The sequence below is a fragment of the Pedococcus sp. P2_D9 genome (genome assembly GCF_056404275.1).
On sequence record NZ_JBFUEI010000019.1, the window covers coordinates 1 to 24,314 of the forward strand.

At 70.7% G+C, this 24,314-nt stretch carries 22 protein-coding genes and 1 tRNA gene; 10 read left to right on the forward strand and 13 right to left on the reverse strand.

The window, feature by feature from the left end:
* Window positions 1-235 precede the first annotated feature (235 nt).
* Window positions 236-1,012: a maleylpyruvate isomerase N-terminal domain-containing protein gene (locus AC1DXJ_RS19890; protein ID WP_477614664.1), complete on the forward strand. Its 777-nt coding sequence runs from the start codon at window positions 236-238 to the stop codon at window positions 1,010-1,012.
* Window positions 1,013-1,016: 4 nt separating this feature from the next.
* On the opposite strand, the gene AC1DXJ_RS19895 is transcribed toward AC1DXJ_RS19890, so the two are convergent.
* Window positions 1,017-1,098: transfer RNA gene (locus AC1DXJ_RS19895), tRNA-Gln, on the reverse strand.
* Window positions 1,099-1,252: 154 nt separating this feature from the next.
* Here AC1DXJ_RS19895 and AC1DXJ_RS19900 point away from each other — a divergent pair.
* Window positions 1,253-2,230 (forward strand): acyl-CoA desaturase, encoded by a 978-nt coding sequence (locus tag AC1DXJ_RS19900; RefSeq protein WP_477614663.1) that lies wholly within the window; start codon window positions 1,253-1,255, stop codon window positions 2,228-2,230.
* 9 nt (window positions 2,231-2,239) lie between these two features.
* Here AC1DXJ_RS19900 and AC1DXJ_RS19905 read toward each other — a convergent pair whose 3' ends face one another.
* On the reverse strand, window positions 2,240-3,016 hold the full coding sequence (locus AC1DXJ_RS19905) for an N-acetylmuramoyl-L-alanine amidase (protein WP_477637823.1): 777 nt from the start codon (window positions 3,014-3,016) through the stop codon (window positions 2,240-2,242).
* 83 nt (window positions 3,017-3,099) lie between these two features.
* On the opposite strand from AC1DXJ_RS19905, the gene AC1DXJ_RS19910 reads away from it, so the two are divergent.
* Window positions 3,100-3,699 (forward strand): TetR/AcrR family transcriptional regulator, encoded by a 600-nt coding sequence (locus AC1DXJ_RS19910; RefSeq protein WP_477615295.1) that lies wholly within the window; start codon window positions 3,100-3,102, stop codon window positions 3,697-3,699.
* 10 nt (window positions 3,700-3,709) lie between these two features.
* The gene (locus tag AC1DXJ_RS19915; protein ID WP_477614661.1) at window positions 3,710-4,363 is read left to right on the forward strand and encodes an O-methyltransferase; all 654 of its coding nucleotides are present in this window, start codon (window positions 3,710-3,712) and stop codon (window positions 4,361-4,363) included.
* Between the two features lie 35 nt (window positions 4,364-4,398).
* Here AC1DXJ_RS19915 and AC1DXJ_RS19920 read toward each other — a convergent pair whose 3' ends face one another.
* Together AC1DXJ_RS19920 and AC1DXJ_RS19925 are read right to left on the reverse strand one after the other, a co-directional pair.
* The gene (locus AC1DXJ_RS19920) at window positions 4,399-4,737 is read right to left on the reverse strand and encodes a VOC family protein (protein ID WP_477614660.1); all 339 of its coding nucleotides are present in this window, start codon (window positions 4,735-4,737) and stop codon (window positions 4,399-4,401) included.
* 68 nt (window positions 4,738-4,805) lie between these two features.
* Window positions 4,806-5,627 carry a methyltransferase domain-containing protein gene (locus AC1DXJ_RS19925; RefSeq protein ID WP_477614659.1) on the reverse strand — a complete coding sequence of 274 codons (822 nt, stop codon included), beginning with the start codon at window positions 5,625-5,627 and terminating at the stop codon, window positions 4,806-4,808.
* 63 nt (window positions 5,628-5,690) lie between these two features.
* Between AC1DXJ_RS19925 and AC1DXJ_RS19930 the strand changes: the two genes are divergently transcribed.
* Complete coding sequence (locus AC1DXJ_RS19930; protein ID WP_477614658.1) at window positions 5,691-6,191, forward strand: MarR family winged helix-turn-helix transcriptional regulator; 501 nt, start codon at window positions 5,691-5,693, stop codon at window positions 6,189-6,191.
* A gap of 98 nt (window positions 6,192-6,289) precedes the next feature.
* Here the strand turns inward: AC1DXJ_RS19930 and AC1DXJ_RS19935 are convergent, their stop codons facing one another.
* Together AC1DXJ_RS19935 and AC1DXJ_RS19940 are read right to left on the reverse strand one after the other, a co-directional pair.
* Complete coding sequence (locus AC1DXJ_RS19935; RefSeq protein ID WP_477614657.1) at window positions 6,290-8,104, reverse strand: ABC-F family ATP-binding cassette domain-containing protein; 1,815 nt, start codon at window positions 8,102-8,104, stop codon at window positions 6,290-6,292.
* Between the two features lie 10 nt (window positions 8,105-8,114).
* A complete protein-coding gene (locus AC1DXJ_RS19940; protein WP_477614656.1) occupies window positions 8,115-9,050 on the reverse strand; it encodes a 4-(cytidine 5'-diphospho)-2-C-methyl-D-erythritol kinase in 936 nt (311 codons plus the stop codon).
* Window positions 9,051-9,160: 110 nt separating this feature from the next.
* Between AC1DXJ_RS19940 and AC1DXJ_RS19945 the strand changes: the two genes are divergently transcribed.
* On the forward strand, window positions 9,161-9,850 hold the full coding sequence (locus AC1DXJ_RS19945; protein ID WP_477614655.1) for a response regulator transcription factor: 690 nt from the start codon (window positions 9,161-9,163) through the stop codon (window positions 9,848-9,850).
* Window positions 9,847-12,342: a DUF4153 domain-containing protein gene (locus AC1DXJ_RS19950; protein WP_477614654.1), complete on the forward strand. Its 2,496-nt coding sequence runs from the start codon at window positions 9,847-9,849 to the stop codon at window positions 12,340-12,342. The genes AC1DXJ_RS19945 and AC1DXJ_RS19950 overlap by 4 nt, the downstream gene beginning before the upstream one ends.
* Window positions 12,343-12,357: 15 nt before the next feature.
* On the opposite strand, the gene rsmA is transcribed toward AC1DXJ_RS19950, so the two are convergent.
* From rsmA to metG, 4 genes are all read right to left on the reverse strand, one after another.
* Window positions 12,358-13,227, reverse strand: coding sequence for a 16S rRNA (adenine(1518)-N(6)/adenine(1519)-N(6))-dimethyltransferase RsmA (gene rsmA, locus AC1DXJ_RS19955; RefSeq protein ID WP_477614653.1), 870 nt, complete (start codon window positions 13,225-13,227; stop codon window positions 12,358-12,360).
* Window positions 13,228-13,359: 132 nt separating this feature from the next.
* The gene (locus AC1DXJ_RS19960; protein WP_477637824.1) at window positions 13,360-14,487 is read right to left on the reverse strand and encodes a ubiquitin-like domain-containing protein; all 1,128 of its coding nucleotides are present in this window, start codon (window positions 14,485-14,487) and stop codon (window positions 13,360-13,362) included.
* 286 nt (window positions 14,488-14,773) lie between these two features.
* Entirely contained in the window at window positions 14,774-15,640 is an 867-nt protein-coding gene (locus AC1DXJ_RS19965) for a TatD family hydrolase (protein WP_477637825.1), read from the reverse strand.
* Window positions 15,624-17,501 carry a methionine--tRNA ligase gene (gene metG / locus AC1DXJ_RS19970; RefSeq protein WP_477637826.1) on the reverse strand — a complete coding sequence of 626 codons (1,878 nt, stop codon included), beginning with the start codon at window positions 17,499-17,501 and terminating at the stop codon, window positions 15,624-15,626. Before metG ends, AC1DXJ_RS19965 begins: the two co-directional genes overlap by 17 nt.
* Before the next feature lie 236 nt (window positions 17,502-17,737).
* Here metG and AC1DXJ_RS19975 point away from each other — a divergent pair, with 236 nt between their 5' ends.
* Window positions 17,738-18,682 carry a hypothetical protein gene (locus AC1DXJ_RS19975; protein WP_477637827.1) on the forward strand — a complete coding sequence of 315 codons (945 nt, stop codon included), beginning with the start codon at window positions 17,738-17,740 and terminating at the stop codon, window positions 18,680-18,682.
* Between the two features lie 235 nt (window positions 18,683-18,917).
* On the forward strand, window positions 18,918-19,481 hold the full coding sequence (locus AC1DXJ_RS19980; RefSeq protein ID WP_477637828.1) for a hypothetical protein: 564 nt from the start codon (window positions 18,918-18,920) through the stop codon (window positions 19,479-19,481).
* A gap of 128 nt (window positions 19,482-19,609) precedes the next feature.
* Here AC1DXJ_RS19980 and AC1DXJ_RS19985 read toward each other — a convergent pair whose 3' ends face one another.
* The 3 genes from AC1DXJ_RS19985 to AC1DXJ_RS19995 all read right to left on the reverse strand — a co-directional run bounded on the left by AC1DXJ_RS19985 (window position 19,610) and on the right by AC1DXJ_RS19995 (window position 23,409).
* Entirely contained in the window at window positions 19,610-20,464 is an 855-nt protein-coding gene (locus AC1DXJ_RS19985; protein ID WP_477614647.1) for a glycerophosphodiester phosphodiesterase, read from the reverse strand.
* 156 nt (window positions 20,465-20,620) lie between these two features.
* The gene (locus tag AC1DXJ_RS19990) at window positions 20,621-21,298 is read right to left on the reverse strand and encodes a response regulator (protein WP_477637829.1); all 678 of its coding nucleotides are present in this window, start codon (window positions 21,296-21,298) and stop codon (window positions 20,621-20,623) included.
* Window positions 21,295-23,409, reverse strand: a complete 2,115-nt coding sequence (locus AC1DXJ_RS19995) for a sensor histidine kinase (protein WP_477637830.1) — start codon at window positions 23,407-23,409, stop codon at window positions 21,295-21,297. The genes AC1DXJ_RS19990 and AC1DXJ_RS19995 overlap by 4 nt, the downstream gene beginning before the upstream one ends.
* A gap of 203 nt (window positions 23,410-23,612) precedes the next feature.
* Here AC1DXJ_RS19995 and AC1DXJ_RS20000 point away from each other — a divergent pair, with 203 nt between their 5' ends.
* Window positions 23,613-24,248, forward strand: coding sequence for a hypothetical protein (locus tag AC1DXJ_RS20000; RefSeq protein ID WP_477637831.1), 636 nt, complete (start codon window positions 23,613-23,615; stop codon window positions 24,246-24,248).
* Window positions 24,249-24,314: the final 66 nt, after the last annotated feature.

Genomic DNA, 24,314 nt, shown 5'->3' on the forward strand with positions numbered 1-24,314 from the left:
CGCAAGGACCCCGACGGCTCCTACGACGTCTTCGGTCGCAAGGACCCCGACGGCTCCTACGACGTCTTCGGTACCAAGGCCGGCGCCAACGTCAGGCTCGAGGTCAGCAAGGACCTCAAGACCATCACGGTCGACACCGACAACCACGGCGGTGGCCCGCGCGGCTGAGGTCTCAGGCTCCCGCGGGCGGGAAATTCGATGTCGGTCACCCACGGCACAGTGATAGACAGCGCGAGTGAAGAACATCGTGGAGTACCAAGACCTGCTGCGGCTGATCGACGAAAGGTCAGCCGCCTTCTGCGCCGCGGTCTCCTCCGCGCCGAGCCTCGACGCGCAGGTGCCGAGCTGCCCCGAGTGGACGCTCTTCGACCTGGTCGAGCACCTGGGCGAGGGGCGTCGCTCGTGGGCAGCCACTGTCGCCGCCGGACCCGACGCAGCCGGAAAGTCCGCGGGAGACGGCGCGCCGGCGCCTCGTGACCGCGAGGCGCTGCTCGTCTGGATGGCCGAGTCGACGCAGCAGCTGGTGGACGCCCTGCACGATGCCGGCCCGGATCGAGGTGTCTGGATGTGGTGGGGCGATTCGCAGTCACCGCCGACCAGCGGTGCCGTCGCCCGGCACCAGGTGCAGCAGATGGCGGTGCACACCTACGACGCCCAGCTCACCGCGGACGCCGCAGAGCCACTCCCGGAGGAGGCGGCGCTCGACGGGGTCGAGGAGTTCCTGTTCACCTGCTGCGCCACGACGAGCGCCTGGCCGCACCAGCCGGCTGTCGTCGACTACCACGCCACCGAGGGCCGCTCCTGGCGCGTCTGGCTCTCCGCCGACGGCGCACGGGCGGCCCGCCTGCCCGACTCCGGCAGCGACGACCCGGACACGGTGGATGCCTCCGCCCGGGGCACAGCCAGCGAGCTGGTCCTCTTCTTCTACGGCCGCATCCCGCCGGAGTCCCTCGAGCTCGGCGGTGACCCACGGGTCTTCGACCAGCTCTTCGCCTGGGACCCCGGCGCCTAGGACCTGGCTCCCCGGGTAGGAATCGAACCTACGTCGCTTGTCCTGATTCAAAGTCAGGCGGGCCCTGCCAGCAGACCAACCGGGGAACGCCCCCTGCGGGGACCCGCCAAGGGTAGCCAAGCACGCGGCATACCTGGGCATCGCCGCCGACACCGATGACAACCTACGGTTCCGTAGGTTACGGTTTCGTACGTTGATGATGCCTCCGTGGCGACGAACCGAAGGAAGGTTCCCCCTGCGATGACGCCCCCCAACTCAGCCGCGCAGACCGCGCCCGCTCCCGCGCAGACGGCGCCGACCACCCAGGACCAGACGCCGTCCGTGGCACCCGAACGGAAGGCCCGAGGCGAACAGGTCGCGCTGGCGCTGTTCATCGGCATCCCGTTCCTGGCGCTGCTCGCGGCGGTGCCCGTCGCCTGGGGCTGGGGCCTCGGCTGGCACGACATCGTGATCGCCGTCGTCATGTATGCCGTTGCGGGGCACGGGATCACCGTCGGCTTCCACCGTTACTTCACGCACGGCTCGTTCAAGGCCAGTCGGGGGCTGAAGGTGGCACTCGCGATCGCCGGCTCCCTAGCCATCCAGGGACCGGTGGTGCGGTGGGTTGCCGACCACCGCCGCCACCATGCCTTCTCCGACCGCGATGGCGACCCGCACAGCCCGTGGCGCTACGGCGAGACGATCCCGGCACTGGCCAAGGGGCTGTGGTGGGCGCACACGGGCTGGCTCTTCGACGTCGAGCAGACGCCGCGAAGCAAGTACGCACCCGACCTGATGGCCGACACGGACCTGCAGAAGGTCGACCGGGCGTTCCCGCTGATCGTCGCCGGCTCGATGCTCCTGCCTGCCGTCGTCGGCGGGCTGTGGTCGATGAGCTGGCAGGGGGCGCTGACCGCCTTCTTCTGGGCGTCCCTGGTGCGAGTCTCCCTGCTGCACCACGTCACCTGGTCGATCAACTCGATCTGCCACACCATCGGCGAGCGGCCGTTCAAGAGCCGCGACAAGTCCGGCAACGTCTGGTGGCTGGCGGTCCTGTCGATGGGCGAGTCGTGGCACAACCTGCACCACGCCGACCCGACCTGCGCCCGTCACGGGGTCGAGAAGGGTCAGGTCGACTCGACGGCGCGGGTCATCTGGGCGCTCGAGAAGCTCGGCTGGGCCACCGACGTCAGGTGGCCGGTGGCCAAGCGCATCGACGCCCGCCGCCTCGCCGCCTGAGGTCTCGCGTCAGGGGGCAGTGGTGAGCAGCCGGCGGAATGCCACGACCTCCGCCTCCTGCCAGTCGGTGTGGTCGTTGCGCCAGCCCTCGCGGTCGCGAAAACCCTTGGTGTCGTTGGCCATCGCGTGCCCGATGACGTCGCTGTCCGCGATCGGGAACCGCCTCTGCAGGTCCTCGACGAGCGCCACGCCCGCGGCCAGCTGCGCCCTGCGGCGGAGCACCTGCTGAACCGCCCAGCGGGGGTCGTGACCGCTGGAGGACTGGACGAACTCGATGCCGATGGCGAGGTGGTTCAGCCCCACCGTGTGCCGGCACATCACGGTCGGCGGCACGAGCTCGTGGATGGTCCCGTCCTGGTCGATGACGTAGTGGGCGCAGGTTCCCGGGCGCTCACCCCGGTTGGGCAGGTCCGCCTCGAAGAGCGAGCGAGCGGAGGCGTAGGTGTCGCTCTCCGTGTAGTGCAGGACGATCACGCTCGGATCCAGCCGCCAGGTGCGCGTTCCATAGTGGCGTTCCGCGTATGCCGCGGTCTCGGCCCTGCGCTCGGCACCGAAGGTCAGGTGGTCCGTCACGATCCGTGGCGCAGTGGGGACGTCGAGACCCGGCACGGCCGTGGTCACCGACGGGACCGGCGGTGAGGGAGAAGCGACCGGCGGTGGGGCGGACTCGGCAGGCCCCAGGGGCCCTTGGTCGAGAGCCACACCGAGGAGGAGCAAGGCGGCCACGGCGGCAGCCGACATCGCCAACCGCCGCGCTCCACCGGCATACCGGGCGTTGCCCTTCACGACCACCACGCTACGCAGGCGGCATGATGGACCGTGTGACCGACGCCCACGACAAGACCACCGCCTCCGGCTCCCGCTCCCGCATGACGGGCAAGCAGCGCCGCGAGCAGCTCATCCAGGTCGGTCGGAAACTGTTCGCGGACAAGGGTTTCGAAGGCACGACAGTTGAGGAGATCGCCGCGAAGGCCAGCGTGTCCAAGCCGGTGGTGTACGAACACTTCGGCGGCAAGGAGGGGCTCTATGCCGTCGTCGTCGACCGAGAGATCGCCGCACTGCTCGGGGGCATCACTGGCGCGCTGAGCGCCGAGCTCAACAGTCGCGAGACGCTCGAGCGGGCTGCGGGCGCCCTGCTGGACTACATCGAGAGCAACACCGACGGCTTCCGGATCCTGGTGCGGGACAGTCCTGCCGGTCAGTCGACCGGATCGTTCGCCAGCCTCATCTCCGACGTCGCGAGCCAGGTCGAGCACATCCTCGCGGCCGAGTTCAAGCGTCGCAAGCTCGATCCCAAGACGGCTCCGCTCTATGCGCAGATGCTCGTCGGCATGGTCGCCCTCACCGGCCAGTGGTGGCTCGACTCTCGCAAGATGAAGAAGGCCGACGTGGCGGCCCACCTGGTCAACCTCGCCTGGAACGGCCTCGCYGGACTCGAGAAGAAACCGGGGCTGCTCACCGCGGACTAGCCTGACGGGCATGCGCTCGTTCCTGGTCACCGACGCCGTTCGCGACTACGCCTCCGCGCACAGCTCGTGGCGGCCCGACCCGGTGGTGCGCCGGCTGCAGGAACGCACGCGCGCCCTCGGCGGGCCTGCCAGCATGCAGATCGGTGACGACCAGGGGCAGCTGCTCACCATGCTGGCCCGCCTCGTCGGAGCGCGGTCGGCCGTCGAGGTCGGGACCTTCACGGGGTACTCGAGCCTCTGCATCGCCCGCGGGCTGGCTGACGGAGGCACCCTGGTCTGCTGCGACATCAGCGAGGAGTGGACGGCGATCGGCAGGCAGTCCTGGCAGGAGGCCGGGGTGGCCGACCGCATCGACCTGCGGATCGCACCGGCGCTCGACACCCTGCGGGCACTGCCTGCAGACGCCACCATCGACCTGGTCTTCATCGACGCCGACAAGGGCGGTTACGTGGACTACTGGAACGAGCTGGTGCCCCGGGTCCGGCCGGGCGGCCTGCTGCTGGCTGACAACGTGCTCTGGAGCGGTGAGATCGCAGACGACAGCGCCGCCGGCGACAACCTCGACGCCCTCCGGGCCTTCAACGACCTGGTTGCCGCCGACGACCGGGTCGAGACGGTCGTGCTCACGGCCTTCGACGGACTCACCATCGCCCGCAAGCTCTGACACGTCGCCGATGCCCGCGGGGGCGGGGGTCGGCGTCAGGACTCGACGCAGAACTCGTTGCCCTCGGGATCAGCCATGACGACGAGCTCGCCGTCGCCGCCGATGACGGAGGCGCCCAGGGCCACCAGTCGTTCGACCTCGGCACCGACCGACCCCACGGCGCGCAGGTCGAAGTGCTGCCGGTTCTTCGCGGTCTTGCCTTCAGGGACGCGCTGGAACCACAGGGTGGGACCGCCCCACCCCGCGGGCTCGACCCACGCCCGGTCGTCGGTGCTGTCCTCGTCGACGTTGGAGCCGAGCGCGGCCGCCCAGAAACCGGCGACGAGCAGGGCGCTGGAGCAGTCGAAGGTCACGGATTTCACGAAGGAGGTCATACCCCGACCGTAGAACGTCTCGCGCTCCAGGGGCAGCAAGGAGCTCTGGCCCCGACCCTTTACCCGGTTCAGACCTCCGGTCCGCCACCGTCCCGGCGATGGGCCACGGCGAAGATGCGGCGGAACGGAAAGATCACGCCTATCGGCGTCCGCGGGTATGCCGCGCGCAGCCTCGCGTCGTAGTCCGCCAGGAACGCCTCGCGCCGGGTCTCGTCCGTCAGTGCGTCGAGCACGGGTCGCAGCCCGGTCCCGCGCACCCACTCCAGGACCGGGTTCGCCTGTCGCGCCTCGGGATCGAGGACATGCTGGTAGGTCGTCTCCCACCCGTCGACCTCGAGTCCGACACTCCCGAGCAGCTCGACGTAGGCGGACGGCTGCTCGACGGCCAGCCGATCGAGAGCGGGTCGGAGGAGGTCGGCGTCCGGGTGGTCGCGGGCGACGTCGCGCATCAGCGCGTGCGAGGGGGCGTCGAGGTTGCCCGGCACCTGCATCGCCAGCCATCCCCCGGGAGCGAGGGCAGCCGCCCAACGGGTCAGGAGGTCGAGGTGGCCCGGCACCCACTGCAGCGTGGCGTTGGTGACGATGACGTCCGGGGCCGCCCCCAGGGTCATCGGATCCCATTGCGCCACATCGGATTCCACCCACTCGATGCGATCGGTCACATCCAGGGACCGTGCCACCGCAAGCATCTGGGGGGAGTGGTCAACGCCCACGATGCGGGCGTCGGGCCAGCGCTCGGCGAGTGAGAGGGTCAGCGGACCGTTGCCGCAGCCGAGGTCGACGACCAGACGAGGATGCCTCGCACCGACGCGCGCCAGCAGGTCGCCGAACGGACGCGACCGGTGGTCGGAGAACTTGGCGTACTGCTGGGGATCCCACGTGGTGCTCATGACGGCGACCTCTCAACGGTTGTCTTGACATCAAGATACTTGACGGAAGGTAGAGTTGTCACCATGTCGACTCCCCCGCCCGACGACGTCGACCGGATCGTCGAGGCGTGGCGTCGTGAGCGCCCGGACCTCGACGTGGCGCCGCTGCAGATCCTGTCCCGCGTCTCCCGGCTGGCCCGACGGCTCGACCTGGACCGCGTCCAGGCCTTTGCCCGGCACCAGCTCGAGGGGTGGGAGTTCGACGTGCTCTCGGCCCTGCGGCGCGCTGGTTCGCCCTACCAGCTCTCGCCCGGCCAGCTGATCCGCCAGACACTCGTCACCAGCGGCACGATGACCAACCGCGTCGACCGGCTCGAGCGCCGCGGGCTGGTCGGTCGCACGCCCGACCCCCACGACCGCCGCGGCGTCATCGTGCGCCTCACGCCGACGGGGCAGCGCACCGTCGACGACGCCATGGCCGACCTGCTCGACCGCGAGCGCGACCTGCTCGCAGAGCTGTCGAGCAGTGACCGCGACGAGCTGGCCGCCATGCTGCGACGCCTGCTGTCCCCTTTCGAGGCCTGAGCCGACTCGGTCGAGAGTGCACGACACGCTGACGACCGGGCTGCCCGTTCAGCGTGTCGCGCACTCTCGACGCGGCCACCCCCAGGACGAACGCGAGCTCAGCCGACGATCTCGGCTGCGGCCAGCCACTCCAGCTCGAGCCCCTCACGCTCGTCGACGATCTCGCGCAGCTGGCCGTTCAGGGTGAGCACCTTGGCGTGGTCCGTCGCCGACTCGGCCATCTCGGCGTGGATCCGGTCCTCGCGCTGCGCCAGCCGGGCGAGCTGTTTCTCGATTCGCGCCATGTCCTTGCGGGCGTCGCGCAGCTCGGCTGGGCTGTTCGTGACAACCGGGGCAGGTGCCGCAGGTGTCTGCGCCGAGCTGGGTGGGGTGGGCAGCGTCGGCGCGGGGGCGGCTCGTCGCAGCTCGAGGTACTGCTCGACGCCACCGGGCAGCTCACGGAGCTTGCCGTCGCCCATCAGGGCGAGCTGCTTGTCGCACGCCCGCTCCAGCAGGTAGCGGTCGTGCGACACCACGAGCAACGTGCCCGCCCAGCCGTCGAGGACGTCCTCCAGGGAGGTCAGCGTCTCGATGTCCAGGTCGTTCGTCGGTTCGTCCAGCAGCAGGACGTTCGGCTCGTCCATCAACAGCCTGGTGAGCTGGAGCCGGCGGCGCTCGCCACCGGACAGGTCCGAGACGCGAGTCTGCTGGCGACCGCCGGTGAAGCCGAGCCGTTGCGCGAGCTGCGACGCGCTGATCTCCTTGCGTCCGAGACGGATGTACTTGCGGACGTCCTCGATCGCCTCGATGACGCGCCAGTCGGCATACCGCTCCAGCTCACGCACCTCCTGGGTGAGGTAGGCGAGCTTGACGGTCACGCCCTCCTTCCGCTTGCCCGAGGAGAGCGGGACCTGACCGGCGATGGCGCGCAGCAGGGTCGACTTGCCGGCGCCGTTGACGCCGACGATGCCGACGCGCTCGCCCGGAGCGAGGTGCCAGGTGACCCGGTCGAGCAGCAGCCGCTCACCGAGGGTCACCGACGCGTCGACGAGGTCGACGACGTCCTTGCCCAGCCGGGTCGTGGCGAACCGCATCAGCTCGACGTCGTCGCGCGCGGGTGGTTCGTCGGCGATGAGGGAGTTGGCCGCGTCGATGCGGAACTTCGGTTTGGTGGTCCGCGCCGGCGGACCGCGTCGCAACCAGGCGAGCTCCTTGCGGAGCAGGTTGTCGCGCCGCTCGGCGGTGACCGCCGCCATCCGCTCGCGCTCGGCCTTCGCGAGGACGTAGGCCGCGTAGCCACCGTCGAAGGCGTTGACCTTGCCGTCGACGACCTCCCACGTGGTCGTGGCGATCTCGTCGAGGAACCACCGGTCGTGCGTGATGGCGACGACGGCGTTGTCCGGGCGGGCACGGTGGCGCACCAGGTGTTCGGCGAGCCAGGCCACGCCCTCGACGTCCAGGTGGTTGGTCGGCTCGTCGAGGAACAGCACCGTGGGGTCCTGCACCAGCAGCGCAGCCAGTGCGAGGCGCCGACGCTCCCCACCGGACAGGGGCCCCACGAGCGCGTCGAAACCACCGACGGCCTCCGCACCGATCCCGCCGAGGAGCCCCGTGAGGACGTCGCGGATGCGAGGGTCGCCGGCCCACACGTGCTCGGCCAGGTCGCCGAGGACCGCTTCGTGCACGGTGTGAGCGGGGTCGAGGACGTCGTCCTGGGCGAGGACGCCGACCCGCGACACCCCCGCGTGGGTCACCCGACCCGAGTCGACCTGGAGGTGGCCGGCGAGGACCCGCAGCAGCGTGGTCTTGCCGCCACCGTTGCGTCCGACGACACCGATCCGGTCACCACCGAGCACGCCGAGGGAGACCTCGTCGAGCACGTGGGCGGTGCCGAGGGCGAGGGTGGCGCGCTCGACGCTGATGAGGTTGGCCATCTGCTGCCGCTCAGCCCGGCCGTGGGGCGCTGATGACGTGGGCTCCGTGCGCCGGACCGGTCGCGCGGCGGACGTCCTGCACCGCGCCCGACGCCGTCAGGGAGACCGCGAGGTCGAGGGCGGCCTCGTTGGACTCGGCGATGAAGGCGACCGTCGGGCCCGATCCGGACACGACGCCGCCCAGCGCACCGAACTCCAGCCCGGCGTCGAGGACGTCCCCCAGGGCCGGTCTCAGCGAAATCGCTGCTGCCTGAAGGTCGTTCGACAGGGCGGCACCCAGGGCGCGCGCATCGCCCGAGCGCAACGCCGTCATCATCTCGGCGCTCGGCGAGGGGTCGGGCACGGTGCGGTCACCCCTCAGACGGTCGCACTCGGCATACACGGCCGGGGTCGACAGGCCGTCCTCGCTGAGGGCGAAGACCCAGTGGTAGCTGCCCCGGGCCAGCACCGGCGCCAGCCGTTCGCCGCGCCCCGACCCCATGGCGGTGCCCCCACCGAGCAGGAAGGGCACGTCGCTGCCCAGCCCCGCCGCGATCTCCTCGAGCTCGGGACGGGTCAGGCCGGTGCCCCACAGCAGGTCGCACGCGACCAGCGTGGCCGCGGCATCAGCCGAGCCGCCGGCCATGCCACCCGCCACGGGGATGTCCTTGCGGATGGTGATGTGCACGGGTTCGTCGATGCCGCTCACCTCGGCCAGCCGCTGCGCGGCGCGGGCGGCGAGGTTGGTGCCGTCGACGGGCACGCCGAAGGACTGCGGCCCCGACACCGCCAGCCCCCACTGGGGGGCGCTCATCACGGTCACCTCGTCGAAGAGGTTGACCGCGTGGAAGATCGTGGACAACGGGTGGTACCCGTCCTCGCGGGGGGGCCCGACGAGCAGCTCGAGGTTGACCTTCGCCGGGACGCGCACCGTCACCGAGGACGGCGGCAGGGCGGCTGAGGTCATGGCCGCCACCCTAACGGGGTGAACGGGTTCGGCGCGGACCAGCACATCTGCACAGAACCTTCACACCATCTACCCCTCCCCCACCGGGACACTCTCCTAGTCTCGAGAACGTGAGCACCAAGCCCCGCGTCCTCGTCGTCGAGGACGAACCCACCATCGCCGACGCGATTGCCGCGCGCCTGGCCGCCGAGGGCTTCGACGTCGAGCAGGTGCACGACGGCCTCGTCGCCCTCGACCGCGCCGCAGCCTGGGACCCGGAGGTCGTGGTGCTCGACGTGATGCTCCCCGGCCTCGACGGCCACGAGGTATGCCGGCGGCTCCAGGCCGCGCGACCGGTGCCTGTCCTGATGCTCACCGCGCGCGACGACGAGACCGACCTGCTGGTCGGCCTCGGGATCGGGGCCGACGACTACATGACCAAGCCGTTCTCGATGCGTGAGCTGGTGGCCCGGATCAGGGCACTGCTGCGGCGGGTGGAGCGGGCCGCGGCGACGAGGCAGTCCCCTGCACCGACGGTGCAGGTCAACGGTTTACGCATCGACGGCGCCCAGCGGCGGGTGTGGTCCCGGGAGGACGAGGTGCACCTCACGCCGACCGAGTTCGACCTGCTGGCGTGCCTCGCCGCGCGACCCGGCACGGTCCTGACCCGAGAGGCGCTGTTGGCCGAGGTCTGGGGTTGGGCGGACGCATCGGGCACCCGCACGGTCGACAGCCACGTGAAGTCGTTGCGCCGCAAGCTCGGGGCCGACCTCCTGCGCACCGTCCACGGAGTCGGCTACGCCCTGGAGGTGGGCGCGTGAGGTACGACCTTCGCCCCCTCGACGCGGTCCGCTCCATCAAGGTGAAGCTGGGCCTGCTCGTGGCGGTCACGATCACCGTGGCGTCGGTGCTCGCCGTCGTCGGCACCCGCGCGGGGCTCTCGCCGTGGGCCACCGTGCCGGTCGCGGTCCTGGCAGCGCTCGGCATCACCCAGCTCCTGGCACGGGGGATGACCTCGCCGCTGCGTGAGATGACACACGCGGCCCAGCAGATGGCGCAAGGCGACTACTCCCAGCGCGTGCGCGCCACGTCCGGCGACGAGGTGGGCGAGCTGGCCCGCGCCTTCAACAGGATGTCGGCGACCCTCGAGCTGGTCGACCGGCACCGGCGTGACCTCGTCGCCAACGTCTCGCACGAGCTGCGCACCCCGATCTCCGCGCTGCAGGCAGTGTTGGAGAATCTCGTCGACGGCGTCTCGCAGCCCGGCCCGGACGAGCTGCGCCTCGCGCTCGCCCAGACCGAGCGCCTCGGCCGCCTCGTGAGCGACCTGCTCGACCTGTCGCGCGTGGAGGAGGGCGTGACGCCGTTGCGGTTCAAGGACGTGCGGCTCGCCGACCTGCTCGAGGAGGCCGTGGCCCAGGCCCGGGTCGACGGGTTGCGCTACACGGTGGTGGTGCGACCGGAGTCCCTCACGGTCCCGGCCGACCCCGACCGCGTGCACCAGCTGCTCGCCAACCTGCTCGACAACGCGTCCCGCCACAGTCCGGCTGGTGGCCTGGTCCGGGTGAGCGCCGAGCTCGCCGACGGCGACGTCCTGGTCGCCGTCGCTGACGACGGGCCCGGGATCGCGGCCTCGGACCGGCGCGCGGTGTTCGAGCGGTTCACGACCAGTGCCGCACACAACAGCGGCACCGGTCTCGGCCTCGCCATCTCCCGCTGGGTCGCCCAGCTGCACGGCGGGACCATCGCCGTCGCCGACAGTGACCACGGCTGCCGCATCGAGGTGACCCTGCCCGCGGACGTGACCCGTCCGATCACGACGAAGGAGCCCATCATGAGCACCCTGACCCCACCGGCCCCCGCGCCGCTGCCTCCCGCCGCACCACCGCACGAGGGGCTCGGGTCCTACTGGCCGGACGCACCACGGCGAGGCCCCGGCATCGTGGCCTGCGCCGTGGCTGCCGGTGTCCTCGCGGCCGTCGTGGTGCCCAACCGCAACCTCGGGGTCGGCACCACCCTCGTCTTCGGTGCCGTCGCCGCCACCGCGCTGGGGGCCCGCGCCCTGCGCCCCGGGTCTCGTCGGTGGAACCGGCTGGACAGCGTCGACGCGGCCCTGGTGGCCCTGCTCCTCGCGACCCTCTTCGTCAGGGACGCCGCGTGGATCACCATCCTCTGCCTCCTGGCAGGCCTGGCGCTCGTGGCCGTGAACTCGACGCGCGCTTCCTCGATCCTGGGTCTGCTGGGCACGGCGGCATCCGTTCCCCTGGCCTCCATCCGCGGCCTTCCGTGGCTCGGCCGCACGCTGAAGCCCCGCACCAGCGTCCAGGCCTGGATTCCCGCGGCCCGCGCGACGATCGTCTCGGTGGTTCTGCTCCTCGTCTTCGGCGCCCTGTTCGCCTCCGCTGACGCGTTGTTCGCATCCTGGGTCGACGCCATCACGCCCGACATCACCTGGCACGACCTCCCCGCCCGGATCGTCCTCGCGGTGTTCATCGCGGCCGGCACCCTCGCCGCGGCATACGTGAGTCTTGCTCCCCCAGCCGTCGACCGGCTGCGGCTGCCCCTGCGACCCAGCCGGCGGCAGTTCGAGTGGATGGCACCCGTGATGGCCGTCAACGCCGTCTTCGCGCTCTTCCTGGTCGCGCAGGCGACCGCCATGTTCGGCGGCCACGACTACCTCCAGCGCACCACCGGACTGACCTACGCCGACTACGTCCACGAAGGCTTCGGCCAGCTGACGGTGGCCACGATCCTCACCCTCACGGTCGTCGGCTGGGCCGCGCGCAAGGCCACCCTTGGGCGCGCCCGCGACCTGGCGCTGGGCGCCTTGTGCCTCATGACGATCGTCGTGGTCGTGTCGGCGCTCTACCGGATGCACCTCTACGAAGAGGCCTACGGCTTCACCCGGCTCCGGCTGCTCGTCTCGGTCTTCGAGGGCTGGCTCGGCGTCGTGGTCGTGCTCGTGATGGCCTCAGGCCTGGTCCGGGCGCGTGGCTGGCTGGTCCCGCTGGCGGTGCGGTTCGGAGCGGTTGGTCTGCTCGGGCTCGCGGTCCTCAACCCCGACCTCTACATCGCGGAGCACAACCTCTCCCGCACCAACGCGACGGCCCCGATCGACTACGCCTACCTCGCCGAGCTCTCGGCCGATGCCGCGCCCGCGCTGGTCGACCTGCGGAACCCCTCGGTCAGCTGCGACCCGGGAAGCGGACTGAAGACGGACGACTGGTTGTCGTGGAACATCTCACGGTCACGTGCCCGCGGACTGTTGGCCGCGCACCCCGGCGCTGGCATAGCGCGCTGCCTCGTGGGCTGAGCTCGCGGCGGGGAGCTAGGAGAGGACCGGGAGGGCTGAGCGGGCGGCCGCGATCGCCGCGAACTCGTCGATCCCGAGCTGCTCTCCCCTGGTCCGAGGCTCGATGCCGGCCGCACGCAGGCACTCCTCGGCACGGGGGGCCGAACCGGCCCACCCGGCCAACGCGGCACGCAGCGTCTTGCGTCGTTGGGCGAAAGCCGCGTCGATGCACGTGAAGGTGTCGCGCCTGCTGGCGGTGGTGGACGGGGCAGGCCGGCGCTCGAGGGCCACGAGGCCCGAGTCGACGTTCGGCACCGGCCAGAAGACGCTGCGGGGCACGGTTCCCGCGAGCCGGACCGCGGCATACCAGGAGGCTTTGACGCTCGGGACGCCGTAGGCCTTGGAGCCGGGGCTGGCGGCGAGGCGCTCGGCCACCTCGAGCTGCACCATGACGAGCACCCGTTCAAGGGTGGGGAAGGCCTCGAGGAAGTTGAGGACGACGGGCACGGAGACGTTGTAGGGCAGGTTCGCGACGAGCGCCGTGGGTTGGGGGTCGGGCAGCTCGCGCACCTGCATCGCGTCCGCCTGCACGAGCGTCAGCCGGTCCGCGTATGCCGGTGCGAGCCGGCTCACGGTGCCCGGCAGCGCCTGGGCGAGGTTCGGGTCCACCTCGACCGCCGTGACGTGCCCGACCTCGGGGAGCAGCGCGAGGGTGAGCGACCCGAGGCCGGGGCCGACCTCCACCACGGAGTCGGCGGCGCTCACCCCGGCCAGCCGCACGATCCGCTTGACGGTGTTGGCGTCGATGACGAAGTTCTGGCCCCACTGCTTGGTCGGGCGCAGCCCCAGCTCGGCCGCGATCTCCCGGATCTGGGCGGCTCCGAGGAACCCGCTCTGCTCGACCATGGCGCCGACTCTAGGGGACTCTCCCCCGCCTCACCTTTATCGGGTCATGGGACAAAGGTCCGCCTCACCCGACAAACGTTTTCGGGTGAGGCGGACCGTTCCGGGGTGAAGCCGGGAGTAATGACGTCCAGGTCAGGCGGCGTGCGCGCAACCCCACGGGCCGAGACCGGCCTTGGCGTAGTAGCGGTTGGCCACGGTGATCTGCTCCGCACGCGAGGCCAGGTCGGCACGCGGGGCGAAGTCGTCTCCACCGTTGGCCAGCCACGAGGAGGTCGCGAACTGCAGACCGCCGTAGTAGCCGTTGCCGGTGTTGATCGACCAGTTGCCACCGGACTCACACTGGGCGATCCGGTCCCACATGGCGGCGTTGGACAGGTTGATGCCCGCGCCGGACGTGTTGCCTGCGCTGGGAGCAGGGGTGCTCGCCCGCGCCTTGGTGCCCACGGCGACGAGCGCCGCGACGGGTGCCTGCGTGACCGTCGTGGCGACGGCCTTCTTGCTCTCGACCTTGCCGTCGACCTTGACGATCTTGTAGGTGACGACCTTGGCGCCCGCGGAGCCGGCCTTGAGCGTCTTGGTCTGACCCTTGTAGAGGGTGGAGTCGCTCTTCCTGGTGACCGGTGCCGCGATGGCTTCGGTCGCCTTGACCTGCGTCGCGCTGACGCGCAGGACGGCGATCTTCAGACCGGCGGTGACGGCCGTGGTGGGGGCCGGGCTCACCCGGTCGTCGGCGTCCTTGGTGATGTGGAGCTCGGAGAGCACGTCGGCGACAGTGGCACCGGTGCTCGTGACCGAGCGGTTCTTGCCGTCAGCGCGGACGACGACGTCCTTGGGCGTGGTGACGGACAGGGCCAGGCCCTGACGGCCGAGCGACATCGAGCGCGAGGCCGAGAGCTTGGCCGAGTCGGCACGGATGCCGAGCTCCTGCAGCGCTGCAGCCACGGTGGTGGCGGTGGTCCAGTAGTCCTGCGTGCGACCGTCGATGGTCACGGTCAGCTTGCGGCCGTACCGGACGACGATCTTCTGGCCGTCGGCGAGCTGGGTGCCGGGCGCCGGGACGACCACGTCGTGCTCATGAATCGCGATGTCCTGCTTCTTGAGGACGTCGCCGACGGTGCTGCCGAAGGCGTGGACCGTCGAGGCCTTGCCGTCGACAGAGAGGGTGACGGACTTGTCAAAATGCGAGACGCCGACGGCGCCAGCGATGAGGCTGGTCACGACCGCGGCTTGGGCGATGCGACGAACGGGACGGGTGATCACGATGCTCCAGAGTTCGTACTCCCCGGGCATCGGTGTGGCGGCGCGTCCTGTGCCCGGAGGTGCAAGGGGCAAAGAATGAGGGGCCGCTCCGAGCCGCCGTCGTGGCGGTTGAACAACCCCTGATCGCGTCGCCGGAGGGTCCGACCCCGGCCAACAGTCATCAACCATGACCGCCTTTTCGGCAAAGGTCAAATTTTGATAACGGTACGTTCAGCACTTGGCCAAGTCACAGGCGTGGCATTCGCCCGGCCTGATACCGGCGATCCCCGCCCCCGAACTGGAGGGCTCACCAGGGGCCGTAGACCGCCTCGGACGTGTCGCTGACGGCTTGGCAGAGGGTGGGCACGGCGACGCCGAGGACCCCCGCCATGGCCCGGATCGTGTGGGGCACGAGGTAGGGGGCGTTGGTCGCGCCGCGCCAGGGCGCCGGCGTGAGGTAGGGGGCGTCGGTCTCGACCAGGACCCTGTCGAGCGGGGTCACCGAGAGTGCGTCGCGCAGGCCCTTGGCGTTCTTGAAGGTCACCGTGCCCGCGAACGAGAGGTAGTAGCCACGCTCCGCGCAGGTCCTGGCCATCGCCATGTCGCCGGAGAAGCAGTGCATCACCGTTGTGGCCGGCGCGCCCTCCTCCTCGAGGATGCGCAGGACGTCGTCGTGGGCGTCGCGGTCGTGGATCTGCAGGGCCTTGCCCGTGCGCTTGGCCAGGTCGATGTGCCAGCGGAACGAATCCTGTTGCACCCCAACACCTTCAGGGCCTGTGCGGTAGTAGTCGAGACCTGTCTCGCCGACGACCCGCACCCTTGGGTGCGCAGCGAGCTCCTCGATCTCCGCGTATGCCGCCTCGAGACTTCCAGCCTCGGCCAGCCTGGGCACCTCGTTGGGGTGGAGGGCGACACCACCCAGCATCGCCGGGTGGCGGTCGACCATCTCGACGGTGAACCGGGCACCAGGCAGGTCACACCCGATCTGGACCAGCCGGTCGACACCCACGGCCGCGGCGTCGGCGATGACCGCGGCGACGTCAGGGGCGTCCTCTCCGTCCCGCGCGATGTCGAGGTGCGTGTGGTTGTCGACGACCGGGATCGGGAGCGGGTCCGGGGCGTCGGGCACCCTGGTGGGGCCGCTGCGCTGACCCGGGTCAGGCGTCGCCGTCACCGTTGCCCCCGGAGCCCTCAGCGGGGTCCTGCGGGTCGGCCTCCGGAGCCTCCGGAGCGTCGTCACGGAGTCGCTCGAGCTCCTCGTCCACCACCGCTTCGTCGAGCTTGGTGAAGATGGGTGTGGGCTTGACCACAGTGGCCCCGACCTGCACCGGAACCGACTCCCACCGCGGCGTCCGGGTGTACTCGCCAGTCACCACCGGGTAGCTCCGGTCGGCGTCCTCGGGGTCGAGCCCGGAGACGTCCTGCAGCACCGGCATGGGCATGAAGGTGCCCTCGCCACCGAAGGTCGCGTGCACCGCGTTGGACGACGACGGGAGGAACGGCGCGAGGATGCGGTTGAGGTCGGCCACGCACTGCGTCAGCGTGTGCAGCACGGTCCCCAGGCGCTCGCGCTCGTCCTCGCCCTTGAGCTTGAACGGTGCGGTGTCGGTGACGTACTTGTTCACCTCGCCGACGGTCCGCATCGCCTCGGCCACCGCAGCCTTGATCCGCTGCCTGGCCAACAGGTCCCCGACGACCCCGAATGCCGCGAGCACCTTGGCCCGCACCGCCTCGTCGACCGGCTCCAGCACGCCGGGCTGCGGGATCTCGCCGAAGCTCTTGGCGACCATGGAGGCCGTGCGGTTGACGAGGTTGCCCCACCCCGCGACGAGCTCGGAGTTGTTGCGCTGCACGAACTCGGCCCAGGTGAAGTTGGCGTCCTGGTTCTCCGGGCCCGCCGCACAGATGTAGTAGCGGATCGCGTCCGGGCCGTAGCGGTCGAGGACGTCGCGGATGTAGATGACGTAGCCGCGCGAGGTCGAGAACTGCTTGCCCTCCATCGTGAGGTACTCGCTCGACACGACCTCGGTCGGCAGGTTGAGCACCCCGAACTCACCGGGCTCGCCCCCGCGAGCCCCGCGACCGGCATACCCGAGGAGCTCGGCCGGCCAGATCTGGGAGTGGAAGGTGATGTTGTCCTTGCCCATGAAGTAGTACGACAGCGCCTCGCTGTCGTTCCACCACTCGCGCCACCGCTCGGGGTCGCCCTGGCGGCGGGCCCACTCGATGGACGCGGACAGGTAGCCGACCACGGCGTCGAACCAGACGTAAAGCTTCTTGGCCGGGTTGTCGCGCCACCCGTCGAGCGGCACGGGGATGCCCCAGTCGATGTCGCGCGTCATCGCCCGGGGGCGGATGTCGTCGAGGATGTTGAGGCTGAACTTGATGACGTTCGGCCGCCACGTGCCGCTCGCCTCACGGCCCTCGAGCCACTCGCGCAGCGCGTCGGCCAGCGCCGGCAGGTCGAGGAAGAAGTGCTGGGTCTCGATGAACTCGGGCGTCTCACCGTTGATCTTGGACTTCGGGTCGATCAGGTCCGTGGGCTCGAGCTGGTTGCCGCAGTTGTCGCACTGGTCGCCGCGGGCCTCGGGGTAGGAGCAGATCGGGCAGGTGCCCTCGATGTAGCGGTCCGGCAGCGTGCGGCCGGTGGAGGGGCTGATCGCGCCACTCGTGGTCTGCTCGACCATGTAGCCGTTCTTCCAGACCTGGGTGAACAGCTCCTGCGCGACGGAGTAGTGGTTCGCAGTGGTGGTGCGTGTGTAGAGGTCGTAGGAGCAGCCGAGGTCGGCCAGCTCGGCGGCGATGATGGCGTGGTTGCGGTCGACGAGCTCGCGCGCGCTCACGCCCTGCTGGTCCGCGAGGACGAGGATCGGGGTGCCGTGCTCGTCCGAACCGCTGACCATGAGCACGTCGTGGCCCGCCATCCGCATGTAGCGGCTGAACACGTCGGAGGGCACGGCGAACCCGGCCACGTGGCCGAGGTGCCGCGGGCCGTTGGCATACGGCCAGGCGACTGCAGACAGGACTTTGCTCACGTGCGAATCCTAGGGGTGGGCGCCAAACGGGTTTCCCTCGCGCCGGTATGCCGCCCGCTCCCCCGGCGCGCGCCGGCATGCCGCCCGCTCCCCCGGACTTTCGGGCACTCGCCCGAAACCTCGCCACCTCCCCCCAGCCGACCCCCGGACTTTCGGCCACTCGCCCAAAACCTCGCCAGACGTGGGCCCTGTGGATATCGCCGGGCCGACCGTCGCTGAGGCACCACAGTGGATCGATGCCCCGACGACGGCTTCCGAGCCGAGAGTTCAACCCGCTCGTTCCGTTCACCCGGGCGGAGGCGCTGGCCGCCGGCATCAGCGACGACGAACTGGCTGGGCGTGGCTACCAGCAGGTCTTCTGGGGAGTGCACCTGGCCGCCGGCGTGACCCCCACCCTCCAGCTGAGGTCACTGGCAGCACTGACCATCTGTCCCGCGGAGGCCCTCATCACGCACCACACGGCAGCTCGGCTCTGGGGTGGGATCGCGCCCGACTCGTCCGACATCCACGTGACCGTCCCGCGTGTTCACCGCCCCAAGGTGGCGGGCATTCGTCCGCACCGTGTCGTCGCCATGCCGTCGAAGGCGACCCGACGCGGCCTTCCCGTCACGTCCGCCGAGAGGACGTTCCTGGACCTGGGCCGGTCATGCAGCCTGGTCGATCTGGTGGTGCTCGGCGACTCGCTGGTCAGAGCGGGCGCCACCACACCCGACGCGCTGGTTGCAGCGGCCGCGAAGTGGGGCGGCTCCCACCATTCGTTGGTATGCCGCGCGGCCTCCTTGGTCCGTGAGCGCGTCGACTCTCCGATGGAGAGCCGACTGCGGATGCTCTTGGTCCTGGCCGGCCTACCGGAGCCGGTCGTCAACTTCGAGGTGGTGAACTCCGGTGGCCGGGTGAAGTACCGCATCGACCTGTCTTTCCCTGAGCACAAGGTCGGCATCGAGTTCGACGGGCGCCACCACATCGAACGCGTCGAGCAGTGGGAGGGCGACCTGGTGCGCCGCGAGGACCTCGAGGCCGACGACTGGAAGTTCGTCATCGTGGTGGGGTCCCAGGTCTACAACGACCCCACGGCAGTGCTCGATCGGGTGGTGGCGGTCATGCGTTCGCGGGGCATGAGCACGGCGCCACGCCTGTCGCCCGAGTGGCATCGGCAATTTCCGGGACGCGCGACGTCCTGACGGGACCGGGCCCAGACTTTCGGCCACTCGCCCGAAACCTCCCCGGCCTTTGCCGCGAGCCGCCCGGACTTTCGGCCACTCGCCTGAAAGTTCGCCGCTCCCGGCCGGACCGGGCCCGGACTTTCGGCCACTCGCCCGAAAGTCGGGGCACGCCGGCCGGTGTAGTGGCTTTCCCTGATGTGGGCGACGGGCGCGCTGAGGACCGTGAAGGGATCAGCCAACCCGGGAGGAAAACATGCGCGTTCGCTTCAAGGTCATCGCCACCCTGGCCGCCACCGCGGTCTCATTCGTCGTCATCGCACCTGCGCAGGCCGCGCTCTACAGCCACGACCGCTTCGACTTCACCTTCGCCGAGACCTTCGACGAGTGCGGCATCACCATCGACCACACGGCTTCAGGTCACGCGGGCTTCTCCATCCGGACGATCAAGGGCACCGACGAGGCCTACCTCGGCTGGCAGAACCTCTCCGCCGTGGACACTTTCACCAACCCGGCCACCGGCCGCTTCTTCACGATCAGCGACCGCAGCACGTTCCGCGAAACCCGGGGCACGCACGTCGAGGGCAACATCTGGGCCTTCGACTCCAAGCTCTCGGGCGCCTCGTTCACGGTGCGCGACGACTCGGGTCAGGTCGTCGCCCGCGACTCCGGCACCCTGCGCATGGTCACGATGTACGACCTGCTCGGCGACGCGCAGCCCGGTGGTGAACAGGTCGGCGACCCGGTCATCACGGCGATGAACGGCCGGTCCACCGAGGTCGACTTCTGCGCCGACCTGGTCGGGCCCCTCCTGGGCTGAGCGACGTCGGCTGAGCGACGTCGGCTGAGCGACGTCGGCTGAGCGGCGCCACCGCTGGGACGCACGATGCCCGGTATGCCGCGCGGGCGGCATACCGGGGCATCGCTGGCAGGGTGTGCCGGGCCAGGTCAGCTCTTGCGAAGGATGTCCCGCAGCACCGAGGGGTAGTCGGTGATGATGCCGTCGACGCCCCAGGAGATCCCTCGGCTCATGTCGCCACCGAAGTTGACCGTCCACACGTGGATGTCCAGGCCGAGCTCGTGGGCCCGGGTGACGATGCCCTGGTCGATGTTGCCGAGCGCGGGGTGGACCGAGTCGAGCCAGGTGCTTGCCGCGACGAGCTGCTCGTCGGTGGGGCGGGTGTAGTAGAGCAGCCCGACCGGCACGTCCGGCGCCAGGTCGTGGTAGGCGCGGAGCCACCCTTCGTCACCGGCTTGCATGATGACCCGATCGGCAGCCAGCGCCTTGGTGAAGGCCGGGATCGAGCGCAGGTTCTTGTCGATGTCGCGCTCGATGCCGGGGAAGGCCCACGGGTCCTTGGCCTCGAGCAGCATGCCGGCTCGGGAGCCGACCGCCTCGACCCACTCGCGCAGGGTGGGCACCTTCTGGCCGGCGTACTTGGCGCTGAACCACGAGCCGGCGTCGAGCTGCTTGATCTCCGCGAGGGTGAAGGTGGACACGTTCCAGGGCGAGCGGTCGGGGAAGACCTGCTCGACGTTCGTAGTCCGGGCCAGGGTGAGGTCGTGCATGATCACCAGCGCGCCGTCGCTGGTGCGCATGATGTCGTTCTCGATGTAGTCCGCGCCCTGCTTGAGGGCGAGCTCGACCGAGGCGAGGGTGTTCTCCGGCGCCATGGCGCCGGAGCCACGGTGGGCGATGACGGCGACCTGCGGCGAGTCGGCTGCGGTGGCCGTCCCGGGCGCGATACCGAGCACTGCGGCGGCTGCCGCCAGCACGAGGGCGATTCTGTGCGTTCCCTTCATGGGGTCCACAACTCCTTCGGTGTGGTGGATTGTCCGGATGTAAGCGGTTACATCCGGATTCCGGGAACCCTTCCAGAAGGAGAGCCGATCCGGGGAGATACCCGCGCGCCAATCGGTGAGCGGTCGTCGCCGAGCACCCGAGGGACCGCCGGACGGTCAGTCCCGCTGGCCCATCCCGGCGTCGCGGGCCCGGATGATGACCTCGGCGCGATCGGTGGCCTGGAGCTTAGACAGGATCGCGGAGACGTTGTTGCGTACCGTCTTGGGCGCAAGGTAGAGCTCGGCCGCGATCTGGCCGTTGCTGCGCCCTGCGGCGATGAGGTCGAGCACCTCGCGCTCTCGGTCGGTGAGCATCGGGAACTCGGGGGCCCGGTGCTGCGAGGACGGCGACAGCAGGTCGCCGATCCGTGCGGCCAGCGACGCGCCGAACACCACGCCTCCCCCGGCGACCGCGATGATGGCGCGGACCACCTCGTCCTGCGCGGCCCCCTTGACGAGGTAGCCGCGCGCTCCGGCCCGCATCGCCGACAGCAGGGTCCCGTCGTCCTCACCCATCGTGAAGACGAGGACGCCGACCGACGGTTGCGCGGCCAGCACCTGGCGGGTCGCCTCGATGCCGTTGACGTGGGGCATCTGGATGTCCATGACGATGACGTCGGGACGGTGTTCGGCCGCCAGCGCCACGGCTTCGGCGCCGTCGGCGGCGCGCGCGACGACCTCGATGTCAGGGTGCGGTGCGAGGAGGGTCGCCAGGCCGTCCCTGAAGATCGGGTGGTCGTCGGCGATCAGCACCCTGACGGCGCCGCCACCCGGGATCTCACGGTCGTCGCTCATGCGCCCCCACCCGTCGGCAACCACGCCCGAACCGTCGTGCCGCCGCCAGGCGGGCACAGCACCTCGTAGCGACCACCCAGCTCCTCCACCCGCTCACGCAACGACCGCAGACCCACCCCGACGACCACGTCCGCCGCGATGCCGCGGCCGTCGTCGTGCACCTCGACGGCGAGATCGGCCGGACCGGTCGCGAGCGAGACGGTGCAGGTGCGCGCGTGCGCGTGCCGGGCCACGTTGGTGAGCGCCTCCGACACGATCCGGTATGCCGCGACCTCCACAGCCGCGGGCAGGCCGGCGACGTCGTCGGCGCGGACGGAGACGTCGAGTCCCGCCGCGCGGGTACGGTCCGCCTGCTGCTCGACAGCCGCGAGCAGGCCGAGGTCGTCGAGCGCCGGCGGCCGCAACCCGTGGACCAGCCGTCGCACGTCGGCGAGCGCCTCGGTGATCTCGGCTCGGGACTGCACGACCAGCCGGTGCGCAGTCTGCGGGTCGGTCGCCACTGCGTTGCCCGCGGCATCCAGTCGCATGGCCACTCCGCCGAGCACCGGGCCCAGGCCGTCGTGCAGGTCGCGACGGATCCGCCTGCGGTCCTCCTCCCGCGCCAGCACCAGCTGCTCGCGCGACTCCTGGAGCTCCCGCGCCAGCAGGCTGCTCCGCACGGCGATGGCCGCCTGCCGGACGACGTCGACCAGCAGCACGCGGTCGCGGCGCGAGAGCATGCCGCGGATCCCCCCGTCGGGCAGCTCGATCGACCCGATCCGCTCACCCCGGTAGGAGATGGGGAACGAGCGGCTCGCTGACGGCTCCGTCCCGTGGGTCGCCGCGAGCCCCTGGCCGCCAGGCCCGAGGACCTCGACCCGCACGAACGGCACCCGGAACGCCTCTGCCACCGTCGCGGCCAGCGCCGGCAGCTGCTCCTCGAGACCACCCGACTCCTCCAGCCGCTCGGCCAGGGCCGAGACGACCTCGTACCGCTCCCCCCGCCTGCCCAGCACCCGGCGGCGCACCTGTGCGGTGAGCCACGACCGCAGTGGCCCGTACGCGGCGACGGCCAGCACGAGGACGAGCACGGTCACCTGCCGCTCCTCGAAGCGGTCGCCGAGCAGGGAGGCGGCCGCCGCCACGACAGCCAGATCGAGGAGGACGAACAGGGCGGCGATGCCGCCATAGACGAGCGTGCCGCCGACCAGGGCGTCGACGTCGCCGGTCTCGGGTCGGACCACGCCGATGACCACGGAGACGCTGGTCGCCACCAGCGCGAGCACCAGGGCAGCGAACCCGACCGGCCCGTTGAGGTCGAGCAGCATGACGCCGCCGGCCAGCAGGCAGACGATCGCGGCCCACAGCAGCCAGCGCAGCTGGGTGCGCTCGACGCCGGTGGAGCGTGCATGTCGCGCGAACACGGTGGCGGCAGCCAGTGGCATCGCGAGCATGGTCAGCACCTGGCTGACGTGGATGGTCGCGGTCGCAGCCGACCCCGACAGCGGCAGCGCGATCTGCGGCAGGAGCGCCACCACCTCGTCGGGGAGACGGCCGTCGTAGATCACGGTGTCGGGCGCGAGGACCAGGCTGAGCGGGAGGGCCAGCGACATGACGAGGGCGGCAAGGCCGACCCACCGCCACCGCCCGGACGGCAGGCGACCGGTCGGGTAGAGCACCAGCACCAGCGGAAGCGCCACGAGCAGCAGCGACCCGGCCTCGGAGACCACCCAGTAGGCAAGTCCCGTGAGCGGCAGTGGCGGCCGGTCGTGCAGTCCAACGACGGCATACGACTCGCAGAAACCGTCGAGCGCCCAGAAGGCGCCGGCGCCGGCGAGGACCAGTCCCACCACGTGCCACGGGCGGAACGCGAGGATCGCGGCGCCGCACAACCCGACGAGGGCGCCGATCGCCCCGCTGACGACGCCCCGCTCGGAGACGTAGAGCGCGCGCTGTGCGTCCGTGGACTGCGCGTCGAGCACCACGCAGCCGACCACGAGGGCCACCAGCACCAGCACGAGCAGCGCCGGCACGACGGCACGCCGTGGGCCGGCGTCGACGCCTCGCGAACCCGGTTTCCCGGGCGCGGGCGGGCCCGACGCCTCGGCGCGCAGGGCAGGCACAGCGGTCACCTCGCCAGTGTGCCAACGCCGGTGTCCCGCCGTCAGGGGATTGGTGTCCCGATCCGTCGGGACACCTTCGGGGACCGGAGACGGGACGCCGACCCCTGCCGCCCGGGTCGCGGGGCGCCACAGAGTTCTCGGCAACGGCACCGACCACGTGCCGGCCGCACCACCACAACCACAGACACCACCACCCAGCAAGGAGACCCACCATGTCGGTCACGAAGACCTCCGCCCCCGCTCGCTCTGACGTCGCCGCCGCGACCACCCAGGCGCCCGAGGCGACCAACCCGCGTCCGTACTTCCGGCACGGCACGATGCTCACCGTCGGAGCGCTCGCCTGGTCGAGCATGATCGTCGTGTTCGGGCTCAACAGCGAGACGACTGCCTACCAGTACGCCCACAACGCGAGTTCGTTCCTCTTCCAGGTCGGAGTCCTCAGCCTGGTGCGGGTCCTGTGGCGCACCAAGGCCATCGGCTCCGGCAAGGTCGCCCGCAGCGTGCTGCGCATGGAGACCGGTGCCCTCGCCCTGGCGATGGCCTCCACCGCCTCGGACTTCTTCGGGCTGACCAACCTCGACAACCCTGCGTCGCTGGCGCTCGACATGTTCTGGCCGATCTCGATGCTCGGCATGTTCCTCATCGGCATCCGCATCGCCATCGCGGGCCGCTGGAAGGGCCTGTCCCGCTTCTACCCCCTGGTCGCCGAGAGCTGGGCCGTCGTGACCGTGCCCACGATGGGCATCTTCGGTGAGGGCGCGGCCCGCTGGGTCGGCGCGGCCCACCTCGTCGTCGGCTACGCCGTCCTCGGCCAGATCGTCGCCCGCAAGCGGGCCGACGGCAGCTGAACCCACCTCCCACCTTTATCGGGTTTAGGGACTTGGGTCGGCTTCACCCCGGAACGGTTCCGGGGT